13 protein-coding genes are annotated in these 19420 nt (G+C 62.2%); 7 read left to right on the top strand and 6 right to left on the bottom strand.

Annotated features, from left to right (window positions below; all coding sequences use genetic code 11):
• Positions 1-67: 67 nt before the first annotated feature.
• Entirely contained in the window at positions 68-2548 is a 2481-nt protein-coding gene (locus ATJ93_RS19470) for a glycoside hydrolase family 31 protein (RefSeq protein ID WP_120246318.1), read from the bottom strand.
• Between the two features lie 171 nt (positions 2549-2719).
• Positions 2720-5674 carry a glycoside hydrolase family 3 protein gene (locus tag ATJ93_RS19465; protein ID WP_120246317.1) on the bottom strand — a complete coding sequence of 985 codons (2955 nt, stop codon included), beginning with the start codon at positions 5672-5674 and terminating at the stop codon, positions 2720-2722.
• Positions 5675-5911: 237 nt separating this feature from the next.
• Here ATJ93_RS19465 and ATJ93_RS19460 point away from each other — a divergent pair, with 237 nt between their 5' ends.
• The 5 genes from ATJ93_RS19460 to hemE all read left to right on the top strand — a co-directional run bounded on the left by ATJ93_RS19460 (position 5912) and on the right by hemE (position 12771).
• Positions 5912-7057, top strand: a complete 1146-nt coding sequence (locus ATJ93_RS19460; RefSeq protein WP_120246316.1) for an ABC transporter ATP-binding protein — start codon at positions 5912-5914, stop codon at positions 7055-7057.
• 121 nt (positions 7058-7178) lie between these two features.
• Positions 7179-8633: an extracellular solute-binding protein gene (locus ATJ93_RS19455; protein WP_120246315.1), complete on the top strand. Its 1455-nt coding sequence runs from the start codon at positions 7179-7181 to the stop codon at positions 8631-8633.
• A complete protein-coding gene (locus ATJ93_RS19450) occupies positions 8630-9628 on the top strand; it encodes a carbohydrate ABC transporter permease (RefSeq protein ID WP_120246314.1) in 999 nt (332 codons plus the stop codon). Before ATJ93_RS19455 ends, ATJ93_RS19450 begins: the two co-directional genes overlap by 4 nt.
• 1 nt (position 9629) lies before the next feature.
• Positions 9630-10553 (top strand): carbohydrate ABC transporter permease, encoded by a 924-nt coding sequence (locus ATJ93_RS19445; protein WP_120246313.1) that lies wholly within the window; start codon positions 9630-9632, stop codon positions 10551-10553.
• 1201 nt (positions 10554-11754) lie between these two features.
• Positions 11755-12771 (top strand): uroporphyrinogen decarboxylase, encoded by a 1017-nt coding sequence (hemE, locus tag ATJ93_RS19440; protein ID WP_120246312.1) that lies wholly within the window; start codon positions 11755-11757, stop codon positions 12769-12771.
• A 65-nt stretch (positions 12772-12836) separates the two neighbouring features.
• Here hemE and hemH read toward each other — a convergent pair whose 3' ends face one another.
• Entirely contained in the window at positions 12837-13910 is a 1074-nt protein-coding gene (hemH, locus tag ATJ93_RS19435; RefSeq protein ID WP_120246311.1) for a ferrochelatase, read from the bottom strand.
• A gap of 87 nt (positions 13911-13997) precedes the next feature.
• Positions 13998-15260 (bottom strand): protoporphyrinogen oxidase, encoded by a 1263-nt coding sequence (hemG, locus tag ATJ93_RS19430; protein ID WP_120246310.1) that lies wholly within the window; start codon positions 15258-15260, stop codon positions 13998-14000.
• A 287-nt stretch (positions 15261-15547) separates the two neighbouring features.
• On the opposite strand from hemG, the gene ATJ93_RS19425 reads away from it, so the two are divergent.
• The gene (locus ATJ93_RS19425) at positions 15548-15913 is read left to right on the top strand and encodes a helix-turn-helix domain-containing protein (RefSeq protein ID WP_120246309.1); all 366 of its coding nucleotides are present in this window, start codon (positions 15548-15550) and stop codon (positions 15911-15913) included.
• A 572-nt stretch (positions 15914-16485) separates the two neighbouring features.
• Here the strand turns inward: ATJ93_RS19425 and ATJ93_RS19420 are convergent.
• Complete coding sequence (locus tag ATJ93_RS19420) at positions 16486-17808, bottom strand: 5'-deoxyadenosine deaminase (protein ID WP_120246308.1); 1323 nt, start codon at positions 17806-17808, stop codon at positions 16486-16488.
• Positions 17809-18059: 251 nt separating this feature from the next.
• On the opposite strand from ATJ93_RS19420, the gene ATJ93_RS19415 reads away from it, so the two are divergent.
• The gene (locus tag ATJ93_RS19415; protein ID WP_120246307.1) at positions 18060-18587 is read left to right on the top strand and encodes an HTH domain-containing protein; all 528 of its coding nucleotides are present in this window, start codon (positions 18060-18062) and stop codon (positions 18585-18587) included.
• 344 nt (positions 18588-18931) lie between these two features.
• Here ATJ93_RS19415 and ATJ93_RS19410 read toward each other — a convergent pair whose 3' ends face one another.
• On the bottom strand, positions 18932-19333 hold the full coding sequence (locus ATJ93_RS19410; protein WP_120246306.1) for a hypothetical protein: 402 nt from the start codon (positions 19331-19333) through the stop codon (positions 18932-18934).
• Positions 19334-19420: the final 87 nt, after the last annotated feature.

Here is a 19420-nt window from a genome sequence, read left to right as displayed (position 1 = left end):
GTCGGAGGAGAAACATCGAGTATCGATCGGGACGGACGCGCGACACGGTGAATCGAACCGATACCGACTAGCGGTCGATCGTCACGCTCGTTGCTGTACCCTCGTACGTGAGCGTCGCCTGCGGATCGTGTGCGTCGACGCCGATCCCACGTTGCTGCTCGCCGTCGACCACGACGACGTGCAGGTCTCTGGTTTCGACTACCTCGGGGAACGAGCCCTCCCGCTCGCCGACCGCGAGTTCGCTCGCAGTATCGTCCCACTCGAGGGGTGTGACGGCGTAGGCCCCGTCCTCGTAGTCGTAGCCGTCGCCGGCGTCCTCGTAGACGTCGAACGAGCCGTCGCGACCGGGATAGACGCGCAGCGTCCACGGCGCGTCGGGCCGCTCCTCAGTGTGCTGGACGACCGGCCCCATCGGCACGATGCTGCCGGCGCGGACGAACAATGGAAGCTTCTCGAGCGGAGCGTCCGCGAGGATCGTCTGGCCACCGGCGTAACGTTCGCCGGTCCAGAAGTCGTACCACTCGGTTCCCTCGGGGAGGTAGACCTCGCGAGCCTTCGCCCGTTCCTCGAGAGAGGTCGAGTCCGGGCCGTAGTACATCGGTTCGGTAACCGGACAGACCAGCAGCGACGGGCCGAACATGAACTGGTCGGCGATGTCGTGGACGCGCTCGTCATCGCGGAAGTCGAACGCGAGGTGGCGGAACATCGTGTAGTCGCGGTGGGTTTCCCAGCCCGCCAGCGAGTAGATGTAGGGGAGCAAGCGGTAGCGAAGTTCGTCGAATTTCACGAGCGTGTCGTAGAACTGGTCGCCGGGCTCGCCGAAGCGCCACATCTCGCGGGGCGTGTTCGTCCCGTGCGAACGGAACAGCGGCAGGAAGGTACCGAACTGGAACCAACGGGTGTAGAGCTCACGGTAGCCGAGGTCTTCGTACCCGTTGTCGAAGTCGCCGTTCGCGTAGAACTCCTCGTCGGTGTTGTCTGCGACGAAGAACGCGCCGATATCGAGCGTCCACTTCGGATTCCCGGTGGCAGTGAACTGCAGGCCGTCGGCGAGCTGCTTCTCGAGTCGATCCCAGGTCGCCTCGATGTCGCCCGACCACGTGATCGCGCCGTACCGCTGCTGGCCCGGGTAGCCGCTCCGGGTGAGATTGAGGACGCGCTTGTCCGCTGTCGTCGACCGTTGGCCCTCGTAGAGTCCCTTCGCCTGGTAGAGCGAGTACGCGTTGCTGTAGGCCGGATCGAAGACCTGCTTGTAGTCGTCCGTGATCAGTGCGAGGCGCTGCGCCGGCTCGAGGGGGCGCTCGAGTCCCCAGTCGGGATTGTACGGCTCCGTCGAGTCGGCCCACCAGGCGTCGACGCCGTGTGAAAACAGGCCCTCGTTGGCTTGTTTCCAGTAGAGCTCGCGGGCCTCCTCGTCGAAGACGTCGTAGTAGTTGACCTCGTTGTCGGGCGCCGAAAGGTCGTGATCGTCCAGCAGGTGGCCGGCGTCGGCCATCTCCTCGTAGTTCTCGCCGGTGATCATATTCGGCCAGATGGAGATCATCAGCCGGACGTTGCGCTCGTGGAGGCCTTCGGTCAGTGCGTCGGGATCGGGAAATCGCTCGGGTTCGAATGACTTCTGTCCCCACTGACCCCAGTCACCGGCGGGACCGCCCCATTCCTCGAAGTCCGGGTCATCAGCGGTCGAGTCGGGCCAGTACTGCCAGTCCTGGACGATGCAATCGATCGGAATCTCCCGCTCGCGGTACTCGTCGACGACCTCGAGCAGTTCGTCTTGGCTCTTGTAGCGCTCCTTCGACTGGACGTAGCCGTAGGACCACTTCGGGAGCATCGCCGCCGTTCCCGTAAGCTGGCGGAAGCCCGAGACGATCTCGTCGAACTCGGGCCCGTAGACCACGTAGAAGTCGAGTTCGTCGACGCATTCGGACCAGAAGTACGTGCCGTGGCGGTCGTCGTGGAACGTCGACAGCGAGTAACTGTCGAACAGCAGGCCGTATCCCCGCGCCGAGACGAAGACGGGCATCGCAACCTTCGTGTTGTGCTGGTAGAGGTGCTGGTCGTGCCCGCGGTAGTTCGCGATGCCGTCGTCGTGCTGGCCGAGCCCGTAGATCGCCTCGTCGTCGGCGAACTCTAGTTCGAACGTCGCCGAGAAGGCTTCCCGCTCGAGCGTGTCGTGCGGCGAAGCTGCGTTCTCACCGGCCATTGCCTCGACATCGACGGGATCCAGACATCGGCCACCGTCGCTCGGTTCTCGGACGAGGCAGTCGCCGTCGGCATCGCGCCACGTGAGCGCACCGGTCTCTTTCGCGAGATCGACGCGTAACGCCGCGGTCTCGAGCGAGATGGTCGACTCGGTTTCGGCGAGCGACCAGTCGGCGTTGACGGATTGCTCGACGATCATCGGACTATCGGTCGCCGGTTCCGTGAGCGGTTCCGTTCCGAGGACGACTCTGACGATCGCGTCGTCGATTACCTGTAGTTTGAGGATGCCCTCCGCGGTCCGAATGCACGGACCGTCGGCTTCCGAACGCAGAAGTTCACACTGCATGCCAACATGCGCGTTCTCCGGCCCCTTTACTGTTACTCTCCCAATACGTACGCTCGAGAAGACGGTCGATGCGGAGGACGCGAACGGCCCGCCAGCGCCTCTATCGGAGCGTAGCGACTGGCGGACGCCGCTGAGCGGTCCCGGTCGGCCTCAGTCGTCAGTCGTGCGGTATCACTCGAGTCGGATCGTGTCGACTCGCGCCTCACCACCGCGAACGACGACGTAGAGTTCGCGGTTGTTGCCGGTGGCTTTCTCGAGCGACAGCGTGTGCGCCTCGTACTCGTAGACGCCGCCTGTCGGCGAGGCCTCCGACTGACCGAGCACGGGACCATCGGGAGACCCGCGCCGGAGTTCGACCGTCACCGCACTGTTGCCGCCATTGGCGACCGAAACGGTCGCTTCCGTCGGTTTGTCCCGGAGATCCACATCGTGGAATGCGACCCACGAGCCGTCGGTCATGCCGACGACCGTCCCCTCGTACCGCGAACGGTCGAGCAGTTCGATCTCGTCCCACGACCAGTCATCGGCGTCGACGGCCCGCGTCGCCGTCGAGAGGTCACGCGGCGGGATCTTTTCGCCGTCGACGCGGATCGACCCTCGCTCGCGGATGTCGTCGGACGCGGAGCCGATGAGCACCGAGTGGGTCGCGCGTTCGACGACCCGCTGTCGGCGGGTGACGTCCCAGAACGAGAACTCGTCGTAGTCGATCTCGAACTCGACGGTCGTGCGCTCGCCTGGCTCGAGGTGGACGCGCTCAAACCCGCGCAGTTCCCGGTCGGGCTGGTCCGTTCGGGACTGGCGCTGGCGAGTGTAGCACTGGACGACCTCGTCTGCAGCCCTCGAGCCGGTGTTCGCGACGGAGACGCTGACCGTCGCCGTCTCGCCCGGCTGGAGTGGCGCACTCGGGGTGATCTGGAGGTCGCCGTACTCGAAGCTGGTGTAGGTGAGGCCGTGACCGAACGCGTAGAGGGGATCGTCCTGGCCGTACCGGTAGGTCATGCCCGTCTCGGCGACGTTGTACTCGGTGATGTCGGGGAGCCGGTCGGCCGACCTGGGCCACGTCTGAGTCAGGCGGCCGCCGGGAGAGACGTCGCCGACCAGCACGTCGGTCAGGGCGCGTCCGGTTTCCTGCCCGGCGTGGCTGGTCCACAGGATCGAGGGGACGCGGGCCTCCACGCCCTCGAGGTGGACCGGGTAGCTACTCTGCAGGACGACCGCGGTGTCCGACTGGGCGTCGCTGACCCGCTCGACGAGTTCCCGCTGAGAGTGGGGCATGGCAAGGTTGTCTCGATCTTGCGTCTCCCGGCCGCCCATCAGCGGATGCGTTCCGACCGCGACGACGGCGGCGTCGGCGTCGCGGGCGGCCTCGACCGCGGCTTCGATACCGTCGGTCCGTACCTCGACGTCGAACCGAGCGGCAGCAGACTGCTCTTCGGCAGTGGCCTGCAGAAGCCCGTCCTCGACGGTCACGTAGTTGCCGCTGCTGGGATGGTGGAGGACGACCGCGCCACTGACATCGACGAACTCGAAGGCTTCGTCGACCACCTCCCAGCCGCCCGGCCCCGCCGACGAGTTGACCAGATCGTCGCCGTCGACGGTCACGTACCGGTTGTTCGCCGTCGATCGGAGCGTCCAGTGGTCGTCGGTCCACTGAATGCGCTCGAACAGCTGGACGCTGGGCGCGTCGTTGCGCTGAAGGTGAAGACCGCCGCCGCCCTTGCCGACGCTGGCCGACACGTACTCGCCGGAGGACCGCTCTCTGAGCGCGATCCGATCGGCGCCGACGTCGGTCCGGAGTCGGTCGGGACCGAACCGGTCGCGCATTCCCTCGCGGAGGGTGATCCGGTACGGCATCGTGCCGCTGTACCAGTCCTCGAAGACTCGGTCGCAGAGCGGCCCGACGACGGCCACGGTTTCGTCCTCGGAAAGCGGGAGCGCACCGTCGGCGTCGTTTTTGAGGAGGACCGTCCCCTTTTGTGCCGCCTCCCGGGCGAGCTCGCGGTGGTCCTCGTGGCCGAGGACCTCCTCGGTGAGATGTGCGTAGGGGTCCTCCGAAGAGTCGAGGAACGCGCCGAGCAGCGAGCGGACGGTCAACACGTGGCCGGCGGCTCGATCGATGTCGTCTTCCTCGAGGTAGCCCTCCTCGAGTGCCCCCAGCAAGGCGTCGGTCGTCGTCGAGTTGTCGGCGTCGAACTCGGTGAAGCTATCCAGCCCAGCAAGCACCGCGGCGGCGCGCGCTTCCTCGTCCGACTCGAAGTACTCCTGCGCACCGGTGAGGTTCAACGGTGCCCAGGCGTCGCTGACGTTCATGATGGCGTTTGCGTCGGGGGCCCACTCCCGGATGGGATCGTCCAGCAGCGGTGACGCCGTCATCGGCCGGCCGTTGACGACGTTGTACGAGGCCATGACGCCGACTGCGGTGCCCGACTCGATCGGGTCCCGGAAGAAGGGGAGGTAGTAATCGCGCAAGAGGCGGGGCGGCATCTCCGCGTTGGTCGTCGTTCGCTCGGTCTCGTTGTTGTATCCGATGTAGTGTTTGAGTATCGGCGCCGTCTTGAGGTACTCCGGATGATCGCCGGTCAGTCCATCCGTGTAGGCCGTCGCGATCTCGTTCGTAACCAGCGGATCTTCCGCGTATCCCTCCTCGTTGCGGCCCCAGCGGGGATCCCGGAGCGGATCGACCGTCGGCGACCAGACGTTGAGCCCGACGCCGCCGTCGGTCGCGTTGTGCATCGCGCGTACCTCGTCGCCAACCGCGTCGCCGACCCGTCGAACGAGGTCCGGGTCCCACGTGCTCCCGAGACCGATCGCCTGCGGGAAGACGGTCGCCTCACCCAGCCAGGCGACGCCGTGAAGCGCCTCCGTCCCCGTCCGGAATGAATCGAGCCCCGCTCGATCGATCGGCGGCTGATACTGGTGGAGCAACGAAACCTTCTCTTCGACGGTCAGTCGCTCGAGGACGGCTGCAACCTGATCGTCGAACGGTGGTTCTGCCTCGCCGTCGCCCTCGCTCTCGCTGGCCGCGGTCCCGTCGTCCGATCCGGCGGTGGTCGCTCCGGTAACGAACGGTAGGCTCGTTCCGGCGCCGATACTCGCGAGTAAGCGTCTGCGTTGCTTGCTAACCATTGGTATGGGATGCTCCGGTTGTACTATCCGTTATCGGTGCTAAAAATATACCTATTTAATTCAATTATGAAGGAGAGAAATAAATAATTGGTCCGGTCAGATCGCGGTTTTTAGCCGAACGGCGGTCGTTCGACCGGGCTAGCGAGTACTCACAGGGAGATATCGATACTCGACGCTCGAGCGGAGCGACCCTCGACAGTACGAATATTTATGTAGCTGAGTTATGATATTCGGAGCATGGGTTCGGTTCGCTTGGAGAACGTGAGCAAGCGGTACGGCGACGTCACGGCTGTCGACGACATGAACCTCGAGATCGACGACGGGGAGTTCATCTCGCTCGTCGGGCCCTCGGGGTGTGGCAAGTCGACGACGCTCGAGATGATCAGCGGCCTCACGACGCAGTCGTCGGGGAGCGTCTACATCGACGACGAAGACGTGACCGGCCTGCCGCCGAAGGATCGGGACATCGCGATGGTGTTCCAGAATATCGCCTTGTTCCCCCACATGGACGTCTTCGACAACATGAGCTACGGGCTCCGAATCCGGGGCACCGACGACGAGGTCATCGAACGCCGAGTCGACGACGCCGTCGAAACGCTGCAACTCGAGGGGATGCTCGATCGGATGCCGAGCGAACTCTCCGGCGGGCAGCGACAGCGCGTCGCGATCGGCCGCGCGATCGTGCGCGATCCCGAGGTCTTCCTGATGGACGAACCGCTGGCGAACCTGGATGCCAAACTGCGGGTGCACATGCGGACGGAACTCCAGCGCATTCAGCGCAAGCTGGACGTGACGGCGATCTACGTCACCCACGATCAGGAGGAGGCGATGACGATGTCCGACCGCGTTGCGATCATCAACGGCGGCGTGCTTCAGCAGATCGCCCCGCCACTGACGTGTTACAACGAACCCGCGAACCTGTTCGTCGCCGGTTTCATCGGCTCGCCGTCGATGAACTTCATCGAGGGGAGCGTGACGGACCGTCGCTTCGAGTCGGAAACGGTCACCGTCGACGGCGTCGGACTCGAAGAAGGGAGTACGGATGCGGTCACTCTCGGTATTCGCCCGGAGGACATCTATCCCGAAGCCGCACATCGAAACGGGGAGACGGCAGGGACGGTCCGCGCGTCGGTCGACGTAATCGAACCGATCGGCGAGAAGATGTTCGTCTACCTCGTGCCGCAGGGAGACGGCCATACCGACGACGTGAGCGCAGACCTCGAGCGGGATCACCTCCTGATGAGCGTCACACCCGATACGGAAATCGAGGAAAACGAAGTGATCGACGTCACCTTCGATCAATCGAGCATTCATCTGTTCGATACGGCGACCGGCGACGCACTCGTTCACGGACTGAAGCCCGAACAGCAGCCGACATCGTGAGACGGGCCGAGGGACAGGAGTAGCAGCGGGATTCGGTAGTGCGAGCGATAGTATTCGGATAGGATAGCAAAATCATGCCCAATGGAAACATATATGTATCTACTGCAGGACGATACTGTGTATGCCTGACAGCTATAGCAGCCCGACCGGGCGGACTGTGCGCAGTTCGATTCGGCGACGACGGTTCGTGAAGCTCACAGGTGCGACGGGACTGACGGCGAGTTTCGCAGGCTGTTTCGGCGGCAGCGACGACGGTGCGTCAGTATTGCAGTTGACCGCGACGAACGAGTGGCAGAACAACAGCGACGCGATCCAGGAGGCACTGTACGACGCCGGACTCTCGGAAGACATCGAACTCGAGATGATCAGCGGCGGGGAGAACACCGACGAGATGCAAAACCAGTACTCCCAGTGGCTCAACTCCAATCAGGAGCAACCCGACCTGCTGGCGTTCGACAGCGGCTGGACGCTCCCGTTTATCGTGCGGGAACAGATCCTGAGCCTCGAGGGCGAACTCTCCGACGACGTTATCGAGACGGTTCGCAGCGACTACTTCGAGCAGAGCGTCAACTCCGTGACGAGCCAGGACGGCGAGCTGTACGGCGTGCCGCTGTACCCGGACTTTCCGACGATCCAGTACCGAAAGGATCTGGTCGAAGATGCCGGCTACGACTGGGAACAACACGCGACCGATCCGCTGTCGTGGGAGCAGTTCTCCCACGAGCTCGCGGACGTCTACGATCAGTCCGACGTCGACTACGGCTTCAACTGGCAGGCCGCGTCCGAGATCCAACTCGGCTGTTGCGTGTTCAACGAGTTCCTCACGTCGTGGGGCGGTGCGTACTTCGGCAACCCCGAAGAGAACCTCTACGGACCGGTCGGCGACCGCCCCGTGACCGTCGACGAGGAACCCGTCCTCGAGTCGCTTCGGATGGCTCGGACCTTCATTCACGGAACGGACGCGCCGGACACCCACGACGATTTCGCCGGGAACATCACGTCGGAAGAGGCGTTCCAGTGGGGACTCTCGCCCTCGATGAGTCCGTTCACCGACCGCAACGCCGTCGCGCTGCGGAACTGGCCCTACTCGATCAACATCAACGGGGCCGACGACGCGCTCGGCGAGGACATGGGCGTGATGCCGATGCCCTACGGCGTCCCCGAAGGAGAGGGCGAGTATCCCGGCACCGGCGGTTCGATCGGCGCGCTCGGCGGCTGGAACTACTGCGTGAATCCGAATACGACCCAACTCGAGGACTGTCTCGAGTTCCTCGAGGTGCTGACGAGCGAGCAGTTCCAGCGGCAAAACTTCGAACTCGTCGGCCACATCCCGCCGCGGCCGGACGTCCTCGAGAACGCGGGGGACGTCCCGATCATGGGCCGCTACCTCGATGCACTCTCCTACGCCGGGGACCACACGATGGCCAGGCCCGTAACGGAGGTCTGGGACCAGCAGGTCGATCCGGTCGCCCAGGAGGCAAACGCCGCGCTGATGGGTGATGCCGGCGTCGAAGAGGCGATGTCGAGTCTCGCCGATCGACTGAGCGATATCGAGGCCGAGTACAGCGGCTCATGAGCGCCGAGGACAGCACGACGGCATCGCGAGTCGAGACGTCGACGAGTCGGTCGCGATACCGCGTCGATCGCACGGTACTCAACTGGCTCGAGCGCCGCAGCGACACGCAGTTCGTCTACATGATGTTGCTCCCCGTGTTCGCACTGCTGGGGACGATGGCCATCTGGCCGCTACTGTACACGGGCAATATCTCCCTGCACGCGGACAACATCGCCGGCGCGAATCCCGTCGGCGAGTTCGTCGGCCTGGAAAACTACGTCGAGATTCTGACCGGCCAGGCGAACCTCCAGCGGCCCTTCTTCAGCCTCTCGAGTCCGTTCACCAGCGCTGTGCCTGTAACGCTGATCTATACGGTCAGTGCCGTTGCCGTCGAGACGGTGCTCGGATTCGCGATGGCGCTGATCCTGAACAAGGAGTTTCGCGGCCGTCGGTGGGCCCGCGTCGCGTTGATCCTTCCGTGGGCGGTCCCGATCGTGATTCAGGGGATGATCTTCTACCTGATGTTCCAGCCGTCGATCGGGTTCGCGGTCGGCCCGCTCAACGACTTGGGACTCATCTCGACGACCCCGCTGGCCAACAGCCGGGACGGGCTGTTCGTCGCCGTTATCGCCGATATCTGGAAGCAGTCGGCGTTCATGGCGCTGCTCATCCTCGCCGGACTCCAGAGTATCGACCGGAGCCTCTACGACGTTGCCGAGGTCGCGGGCGCCTCGAGAATCCAGCAGTTCCGGACGATCACGCTCCCGCTCGTCCTGCCGGCACTACTCGTCGCACTTCTGTTCCGAACCATCGGTGCGCTCAAAGTGTACGGTCTCGTCGAGTCGACAGCCGGCTGTAACACCGTGCCGACGCTGAGCTGTCTCGTGATCGACCTCTGGAGCGGAAACCGATACGGCTCCGCCGCGGCGGTCGCGTTCATCATCGCTGCCCTCATCGGGGTCTTGCTGCTCGGGTATCTGGTCCAGATCCGCCAACAAGAAAACGGAGGTCGATAACATGGCAGACGCATCCACAGCCGACGAAAGCGACAACGTAGTCGAGCGAACCGCCAGCAAAGCGATCCACGATCCCGATACCGTCTACCGGTGGCTCACCTACGTCGGGCTCGGCTTTTTCCTGACGGTCTCGCTGTTCCCGTTCTACTGGCTGTTCGTCCTCGCGCTGACGCCAACCAACCAAATGGCGGATATGGGAGTCGTCCCGAAAGGGTTCAACCCTGGCGCCTTTCTCGAGGTGTTCGAGACCGTGCCCTTCCACCTCTACATCCTGAACAGCGTCATCATCGCTGCGCTCTCGACGATCATCGTCCTGTTCGTCGGCAGCATCGCCGGCTACGTCTTCGGTCGATACGAGTTCCGCGGTCGGACACCGTTGTTGCTGCTAACCCTCGTGATCTCCTACTTCCCGCCGGTCGCGTTCCTCATTCCACTGTATCGGCTGTTCACCGGACAGGTCAGCCTGATCGGTCTCGAGTCACCCGAACTCTACAACACGCCGTGGAGCATCGTCATGCCGCTGAGCGCCATTACGATGCCGCTGATCATCTTCCTGCTGACGACGTTTTACCGGCAGATTCCCGACGGACTCGAGGACGCCTCTCGAATCGAGGGATCGACGCGGATCGGGGCTCTCTGGCGAATCATCGTTCCGCTATCTGCGCCGGGCGTCGCGACGGCCGGGATTTTGACCTTTATTATCGTCTACAACGAGTTCTTCTTCTCGTATCTGATGGTCACGGGCACCCCAGATGACTGGGCGCCGATCCTCCACGGAATCTTCGCCTTCCAGGGGACACAGCAGGTCGAGTACAACCTGATGGCCGCGGCGAGTATCATCGGCGTGATCCCGATGGCGGTGATCGTCATGGTTGCCCAAGAGCGCATCGTAAGCGGACTCACACAGGGTGCGCTCAAGGAGTAGCGACGAAACCACCGCGCCGTCGTCGACATTTCTCGTCAAATCGTCGTTCAACGATATCGAAATCGGTGGCGTCTGTCGATTGAAACGCCCTCCGTTGGGACATCGCTTGAACCGGACTCCGTGTGCGTCTTTCCACCGACTACGTACCTCATAGAGGGACAGATTTGACGCGATAGTGACCGACGTGTGGCATTTCTGCGTTCGTTATCAGTGAACACGTCAGTTGCGTAGTCGATCCGCTCGAGCGGGAGACGGGAGCTCGACCCTTGAAATCGGTGTACGGTCGGTACAAGGGCGAACACGCGCCAATTCGTTTAATACTATATAATCGGCTCGAGTAATCGATCGAGTCGAGCGTTCATTTCCAAGTGAACGAGTACCGATCCGCGATAGAGCGCTACTGCGCTGGACAAGAGACGAAAGCGATCCTCACTACTCCGTCGAGAATGATTATACAGCCATACTATTGTAAACCGAAGAGGGCTACGGACTGCTAGAGCCGAATCATGAGTAGAGCAGAACTAGTCACGAAGTAAGACAGATCCGTGCCGAAAGCCATCTCCAACGTACATATGATAGGAAATATCAGTTACAGTAAAGTGAAGTGTTTTTGGGTGTTTGGGCAAGAGATAGACGATATTCCCTAAGCGAACGACGTCGTGAGTCCAGTGCCCGTGGTGGTAAGACGAGTACGTGGGTATAGAAGCCGTTAGATCGGATTTTTCCATATCAGGGAAACGAAAGCGGAGACGACCGATAGTTCTAAACGCGATCGGTACTCGGATCGCTCGCTGGCCAACGTGTCCTGTATCAAACATATGTGGAGAACGGTGATAGAGCCGACAGTCTACAGTGGAAGCAACTGATGATCAGTGGCACTGGATGAAGTGAAAACCGTACCCGCCGGTTGGTATGTTCCAAGAACAGGATGAGTACAGAGCGGCAGCTGCACCGCATATAGCGGGATAGCCAGGCCCTAGCACGGTGTACCCCTGATCACGTCGATTCCGACAAATAGGGGTTATCAACCCCTCGCCAGTACCGAACGGACGAAAATAATCAGAATCGTTACGATCCGATCCGAATGGGGGCGAAGAGCGATGCAAACGAGTACTACGATCGGATGCGGTGTATGACTATCGACGACACGGTTTCGCCGTGTTTCACAACTATTAGGCTTCCTCCCACCTAACGGAGGGCCATGAAACAACTGTTCATCGACGCGGCCTGGGGCGAACAAACTGATCGCCCGCCGGTGTGGATGATGCGCCAAGCCGGGCGGTATCTCCCCGAGTACCGGGAACTCCGGGAGGACTACTCGTTTCTCGAGGCGATCTCGACGCCGGAGGTCGCCGCCGAAATCTCGCTCCAACCCTGGGAACGGTTCCGCCCCGACGGCGTCGTCATGTACTCGGATATTCTCACGGTTCTCGAGCCGCTCGGCTTCTCCTATCACCTCGAGTCCGGCGTCGGCCCGGTCGTCGAGAACCCGGTCGAATCGCCGGCCGACACGGACCGGGAGCGCGGCGACGTCCGCGAGGAACTCGACTACGTCGGCGCCCTTCTCGAGCGGCTGACGGCGGAACTCGGCGAGCAAGCTGCAGTGCTTGGCTTTGCGGGCGGGCCGTTCACCCTCGGTGCGTACGTCTGTGAGGGCGTCTCGTCGCGGTCGTTCATGGAAATCCGGCGACTCCGAGCGGAACACCCCGAGGCGTTCGAACGCCTGCTCCGGGCGTTTACCGACATCCTCGTCGAGTACGTCACCTACCAAGAGGAGTCGGGTGCGGACGCAATCCAGCTGTTCGACACCTACGCCGGCCTGCTCTCGCCGTCGGACTACCGCGAGTTCCTCCTGCCGCTTCACCAGGAAATCCTCGAGGCCGTCGACGTTCCGACGATCGTGTTCGTCCGGAACGTGAGCGGCAACCTCGAGTTGTTGGCCGACAGCGGGGCCGACGTTGTCGCACTCGACTGGACGGTCGATATCGGGGAAGCTCGCGAGGAACTCGCGGATGCGGACGTGGCGATCCAAGGTAACCTCGATCCGGCGCTACTGTACGGAGAGCCGGATACGGTCCGCGAACGCACGCGAGAAGTCATCGACGCCGCCGACGAGGGCGGTCACATCCTCAATCTCGGTCACGGCGTCGATCGGAACACGCCGGTCGAAAACGTCGAGGCGTTCTTCGAGGCGGCGAAAAACGCGGACGACGCGTAACTCGGCTCCGTCTCGAGAACTGATTTCGAATCGGTATCGGAGTTGCCGAACCGCCCCGCTCCCGCTTACTGGGGTTGGAGGCCGGCGTTCATGCAGTACGTCCCGGGTTCGTCGCGACACTGGCACTGCCGGAGGTTGTAGTACGACGGCTCGAAGCCCGACAGGAACGGCTCGACCAGATCCGAGAGCAGTTCCGGGAAGCGCGGATCGTCGTGGGGAACCGGCACCCGGTGAAGGTCGAGACCGACTTCCTCGGCGTCCTCACGGAGGTCGATATCGAGTTCGACGAGCGTCTCGGACTGCTCGTGCATGAAGCTCATCGGCTCGACGACGACGCGGTCCGCCTCGTCGTTGCGGCCGATCTCCTCGACGACCTCCTCGGTCTCAGGTTCGGTCCAAGAGATATTGCGGTTCTCGTGGTTCTGGTAGCCGATCTCGTAGTCGTCGATCCCGATCATCCGGGCGAGGGCCTCGGCGTGTTCCTCCACGTACTGATCGTACCGACTCCCCTCCTCGAGGTACTTCGTCGGCGTACCGTGGGCGGAGAAGACGAAGGCGGTATCCGAATCCTGCAGATCAATTCCTTCGTCGTCGGCGAACCCCGTGATCGAGTCGGCCCTGATGCGGTTGTAGGCCGGCGACCGGTGCCAGCCGGTGAGCGAGGCGACGTCCGGCTCGTAGCCGTCGATTTCCTCGATGGCGGACTCGAGGGAGTTGATCGACGAGACGGTCGTCGAGGGACCACACAGCGGGTAGATCGGCACGGCGACGACCGAGTCGACCCCGTCGTCGGCCAGTTCCTCGGCGACGTCCGGGATCAGCGGTTCCATGAACTGCATCGCGCGGTAGACTTCGACGTCGTCATCGTGGCCGCGGTCGGCGAGTTCGGCCGCGAGCGCCTCGGCCTGTGCGTCCGCTTGCTCCTGGAGCGGCGAGCCGCCGATCTCCTCGTACTCCTCCATGAGGCCGGGTAAGCGTCGTTGGGCCAGTTCGCGCGAGCGTTCCCACGCGGCCTCCTCGGAGTCGGCCTCCTCGAGGGAGGCGTTGTCGTAGAAGATTCGCGTGAGATAGTCGAGCACCACATCCCGATCCGGCGTCGACGGTTCTCCGAAGTTCAGCAGGACTATTCCTGTCTGCATAGGCGAGCGTTAGGATGGGTCCGGTATAGATACTTCGGACTCGGCAGTCCAGAACAAGAGGATACGTGACTGCAACGAGGTGCAACCTTACTTAGCGATTTCCTCGGCGAGTCGCGTGGCGTTTCGGATCCGACCGGGAATGCCGGGCCGGCCGACGTAATTCGAACAGAGGTGGACGCTCGACGGCAACTCGAGGTCGTCCATCGCGGTCCACGATCGATCGTACGCGGGCATCCCGGGATTCCAGCGGTGGACGTGGATCGGCGTCGCCGGCGCGCCCGTAATCCGCTCGAACGCCTGCGCCGCGACCGAGCCCAGTTCCTCGTCGCTGCTGTCGGGCATCGCCGGATAGCGACCCGGGTCGATGTAACAGGTAAATACCCCGTCGCGATCGAGGAAACTCGCGTTCCACGTGAGCCCGCTGATCGGAACGTCCTCCGTCGACGGAACGAGCGACCCGATCCCCTCGCCGTCGAACGACGACTCGAGGAAGACGACGCCGATCGGATTGTAGTTGAACCGCTCTAACGTCGCCGCCAGCTCCGAATCCACGGGCTCGAGTAAGTCGGCACTCGTCCCCGCCGGCGTCGTTACCACGACCTCGTCGACGACTTCGCGTCCGTCGTCCGTGAGGAGTTCGTAGCCGCCGTCGGCCGCCCGAATTTCGGTAACGGGCGTCTCGAGGGAGACCGCGTCGGCGTGTTCCTCGTACAGTCGCTCCGACAGTTCGCCGAGCCCGTTCTCGAACGTACAGATCGGCGGGGTCTCGCGGTCCGAGAGGACCCGTCGAACGATCGCCGCGAGGATACTGCCGTCGATGCCGGCGTTCTCGAGGGCGCGTCCGAGCGAGTACTCGACCAACATGTCCTGGGGATCGGTGCCGTACAGGCCGCTGTACAGCGGACCCATGTATCGACGGGCGGCCTGACGGCCGAACTTCCGAACGAGGAACTCGTCGACGGTCTCGTTAGGCCGCGCCGAGTCGGTAAGGGGCTCCTTCAGAATCCGCAGCTTGCCGAGCGGACTCAGGAGGTCGGTCGTCAGCGCCTCGCGAACAGACAATGGAACGACACGCAGCTTGCCGTCGTAGTAGATGTACAGCGGCTGGTCGTCGTCACCCCTTTGGAGCTGATCGCGAAGCCCGAGTTCGTCGACCATCGATTCGATGCTCGGGGTCAGCCGGAGGCGCTGCGGGCCGAGTTCGACGACGCGACCGTCGATACGTCGGCTTCGCATGATCCCGCCGGGTTCGTCCCGGGCCTCGAAGGCGACGACGTCAACGTCGCGGTCCGCGAGGGCGTGGACCAGTGACAGGCCCGAAATGCCGGCGCCGACGACGCCGACCCTCATCGGCGATCACCCGTTCGTCGGCTCCGAGACGCCCCGGTCCGGTGAGCAGCAACGCGACCTCTCATTCTCTCCTGATATTGCTAACTCGAGGATATAACGATTCCGTTGTCGAAACCGGTTCCCGGAGACCGAATTCGGTGGGCGCGAGAGCCGAACGTTGTGTCAGCATCGGATGCGCCCGCGCCGTCGAACGCGGATCAACTTAAGGCGTGAACATGATCAGGTCGGCATTCATTTCGCGGGAACCACCCGGTCCGCGTTTACGAACTGCCGTCGAAGAAACACATATGACCGACACAGTCAACGAATCGACCGCGTGTGCCCGCGCCGGACGGGACGGTGCGCTCGGTTGTAATCCGAAACAGCTCATCGAACTGCTCAACGACGACGATGCGAGGGAGATCTACCTCTTCCTCGAAGACCCGGCGACGGTGAGTGACATAGCCGACGAACTCGATCTCCCGCAGTCGACAGCGTACAGAAAGGTGGAAAACCTCCACGATGCCGGATTAATCAGCCAACTCAACGAACACTCCCGAAGTGGCGTTCCGTCGCACTACGTACAGGCGATCGACCACGTCACGGTGACCTACGACGATCCGTTGCGGATCGAGTGCGTTCGGAACGGGATGACCCTCTACTGTGAACCGTGAGACGGCGGTTCCGAGTCTCCCGTTTCCAATCTACTCGTTGATCGACGGCTACGTTAGCATACTAATTTGATGATCAGTACGTCCGACCTAAATAGTCGTCTGTCAGATAGGAGTTAGAAACCATCAAATAAAGTATTTTACCGGCGGACCTATAGAACGCGGATGGAGGAACGATTCACTTATATTGAAGAAAGACTGTAAAATCGACAGAATCAATATGACGAACCGGTGCGAAGACCATTACAAGAGGTTTTCAGCCCACATATATCCGAACCACAGCACGGGACACCCTCTCTTCCGAATGTCCTTGATCTAATACACCAACTTAATCTAATCAGTATATAGTCATTTTTGTAGGCGTTTTGAGGATGAGAAGGTAGTCTCCATATCAAATTCACAACGGTAGTGAAACATGGAGGATATAATTAGATATCCGACTCAGATCGAAGACGACACGGAATTGATTCGGCGGCAGAACCGTAATCTATCGTCGTTCGTACTCGAGCGGACGACCCTCGGTGACCGAGCGGCAATACCGGATCACTGCACCCCTCGAGTAGCCGACGGAACAGTTACGCTTCGGTCGCCCGATCGCGGTACTCCTCGAGGTCGAGATCGATCGCCGACGCCTGGGCTCGGACCTCGTCGGCATCGACGGTGCGGACCTCGCCGTTCTCGAGGAGCACCTCGCCGTCGACCATCGTGAAGGCGACGTCGTCCCCGTGCGCGCTGAAGACGAGGTGCGAGAGCGGATCGTGGAGCGGCGTCGCTCGAGTCACGTCGGTGTTCAGACCGATGATGTCGGCTCGCCACCCTTCCCTGAGCGCGCCGAGGCGGTCGAAACCGGCGGCTTTCGCGCCGTTTACCGTCGCCATCTCGAACAGCGTCTCGGCCGACGCGGCGACCGGATCCAACGCGTCGACCTTCTGCAGGAGGCTCCCCTGTCGCATCTCGGTGAACGGATCGAGCGTGTTGTTACACGGCGGGCCGTCGTTGCCGATCGCGACGTTGATGCCGCGCTCGAGGTAGTCGGTGATGGGCGCGATGCCGCTCGCGAGTTTCATGTTCGAGGACGGGCAGTACGTGACGTGCGTGCCGGTCTCGGCGAGTAGTTCACGTTCACTCTCGGACGTCCAAACGCAGTGGGCTAGAACGACGTCCTCGCCGGTGAGTCCGACCTCGTCGAGCCAGTGGATGTTCCGCATCCCGGTGTCGTCCTCGACGGTCTCGATCTCGTCGCGATTTTCGCTCGCGTGGGTGTGAATCCGGACGCCGTCGTAGGCGTCGGCGAGTTCGCGGGCGCCGCGCAGACAGGCCTCGCTGCAGGAGACGGCGAACCGCGGTGTCACCGCGTACCGGATGCGATCGTCGAAGGCGCCGTGGTACCGTTCGATCAGACGTTCGCTCTCAGCCAGTCCCTCGTCGGTGTCCTCCAACAACCCCGCGGGCGAGCGCTGGTCCATCAGCACCTTGCCGAGCACGCCGCGGATTCCGATCTCGCCGGCCGCGTCGAACGCGCGGTCGGCGTGGTTGACCGAGAGGTGATCGATACACGTCGTCGTCCCGCTCTCGATCATCTCGAGGTAGCCCAGTTTCGCGGCGATTTCCATCTCCTCGGGCGAGAGCGACGCTTCCATCGGAAGAACGTACTCGAACAGCCACTCGAGTAGTTCCGAGTCGTCGGCGATACCGCGGCCGAGGCTCTGGACCGAGTGGAGGTGGCCGCCGACCAGCCCCGGCGCGAGGATGTCGTACGTTCGTTCCTCGCGATCCGGATAACGGTCGCGGAGTTCGTCGCGTCGCCCGACGGCTTCGATCCGTGATCCGTCGACGACGACCGCACCGTCGTCGATGATCGTCGTCGAATCAGCGATAACCGTTCCGGAGAGTAGCATCCCACGCAGATATTCAGTTACGTGGTAAAAACGGTTCTGATCGGACGAATACCACGATCGATACGTTCGGAACGAGGTGCCGACTGGAATTAGCACTGGCTGTCGGACCGCTGTGAGCGTCGGATAGACGGGTTCCGAACGCGGACGAAACAATATTAACGATCGTTCACAATATATCAATAATAGGGGCTATTTGTTTCCCTAAGTCTTTAATAGATAAACACACCCATTACAAACGAACGAGAACCCGTATGAATCAAATTGATCTTACGAGTCGACAACGACGAACGCTGACGACGCTCATCAACGAATTTCAGGGGACAGATTCTCCGATAACGGCCAAACAGCTTGCGACCGAACTCGATCGAGACGCCGGCACGCTTCGCAATCAGATGCAGTCGCTCACGTCGCTCGGCCTCGTCGAGGGGATTCCCGGACCGAAAGGCGGCTACAAGCCGACCGCCAGCGCGTACGAGGCCCTCGACCGCGATCAGCTCGACGACGCTGAGACCGTCGTTCTCGCTCGGAACTTCGACCGCGTCGACGCCACCGTCGACGAAATCGAGTTTACGAACGTTCACCATCCAGATTCGTGTCGCGCACGCGTTCGCTTCCAGCAGTCGCTTCGCGAGCTCTCGGAGGGAGACGAAATCGCCGTCGGACCGACGCCAGTCTCGAGTCTCGTGCTCGCCGGCGTCGTCGTCGCCGTCGACGACTCGCTGAATAAGGTCATCATCGACGTCGCGAAACTCGAGGCGCCGCTGCGAGAGGACGAGTGACGGCCCTCCCCTGAAGGGATAGGGTAGGGTGGGATCCCCGAACGGGAGTGCAAGGATGTCCAGTCCCTCGATCGCGAAGGACGGCTTCCCGTCCCACGTCAGTGGTCGCCCTCAATTGCGACCGATGGGGTGTATGACGAATCCCGCTCGGTTCGCGGACCGTCCGACCGGTTCGTTCGTGAGTTCGCTATACCCAGTGCAGCGGCGGTGACAGTATGCGGTCGGACCTCGCAAAATGAAAACGATCGCTGTGAGATTCCGGATCGACTGGCGTGACCAGTTTCGGCTCCGGCGTTCGCAACGGAATCGCCAGCCGAGCGTGAGACGCACCGCGAACCGGTCAGTTATTCGGCTTCGTCGGTTCCGCCTCCGTCAGTTTCGGTGTCTTGACTCTCGTCGCTGTCAGTAAGGCCGTCGCTTTCGTTCGTTTCGTTGTCTTCGTCGGTCTCGTTCGCACCGAGTTCGTCATCGCCGCTGGTTTCGTTCGTCTCGTTGAACCCGGTGCTCTCGTTGTCACCGTCCTCGGTGTCTCCGTCCTCGGTGTCTCCGTCGGCACCCGTTTCGTCTCCGCCCGTTGCATCTTCGGTGCCCGTCCCGCTTTCGTCGCCCGATTCGGTGTCATCGGGCGCGTCGTCACTCGACGTCGAATCGGAGTTCTCGTCGTTCGTACAGCCAGCCAGCGCTGCAACCATGCCGACGCCGACTGCCTTCGTGAATCGGCGTCTGTCGAGGTCTGGTGCCTTCATAGCGTGCGTTCGAGGCGACGACGGAGCGATAAATAAGGCTGAGAGTCCGTTTCAACGATTAGTTTCAGTTAAGACGGATTGTAATTC

This window comes from Halopiger aswanensis (assembly GCF_003610195.1).
GTDB classification, from domain to species: Archaea; Halobacteriota; Halobacteria; order Halobacteriales; family Natrialbaceae; genus Halopiger; species Halopiger aswanensis.
The sequence above is the reverse complement of the archived record's forward strand: the minus strand, read 5'-3'. Positions and strand labels throughout refer to the sequence as shown.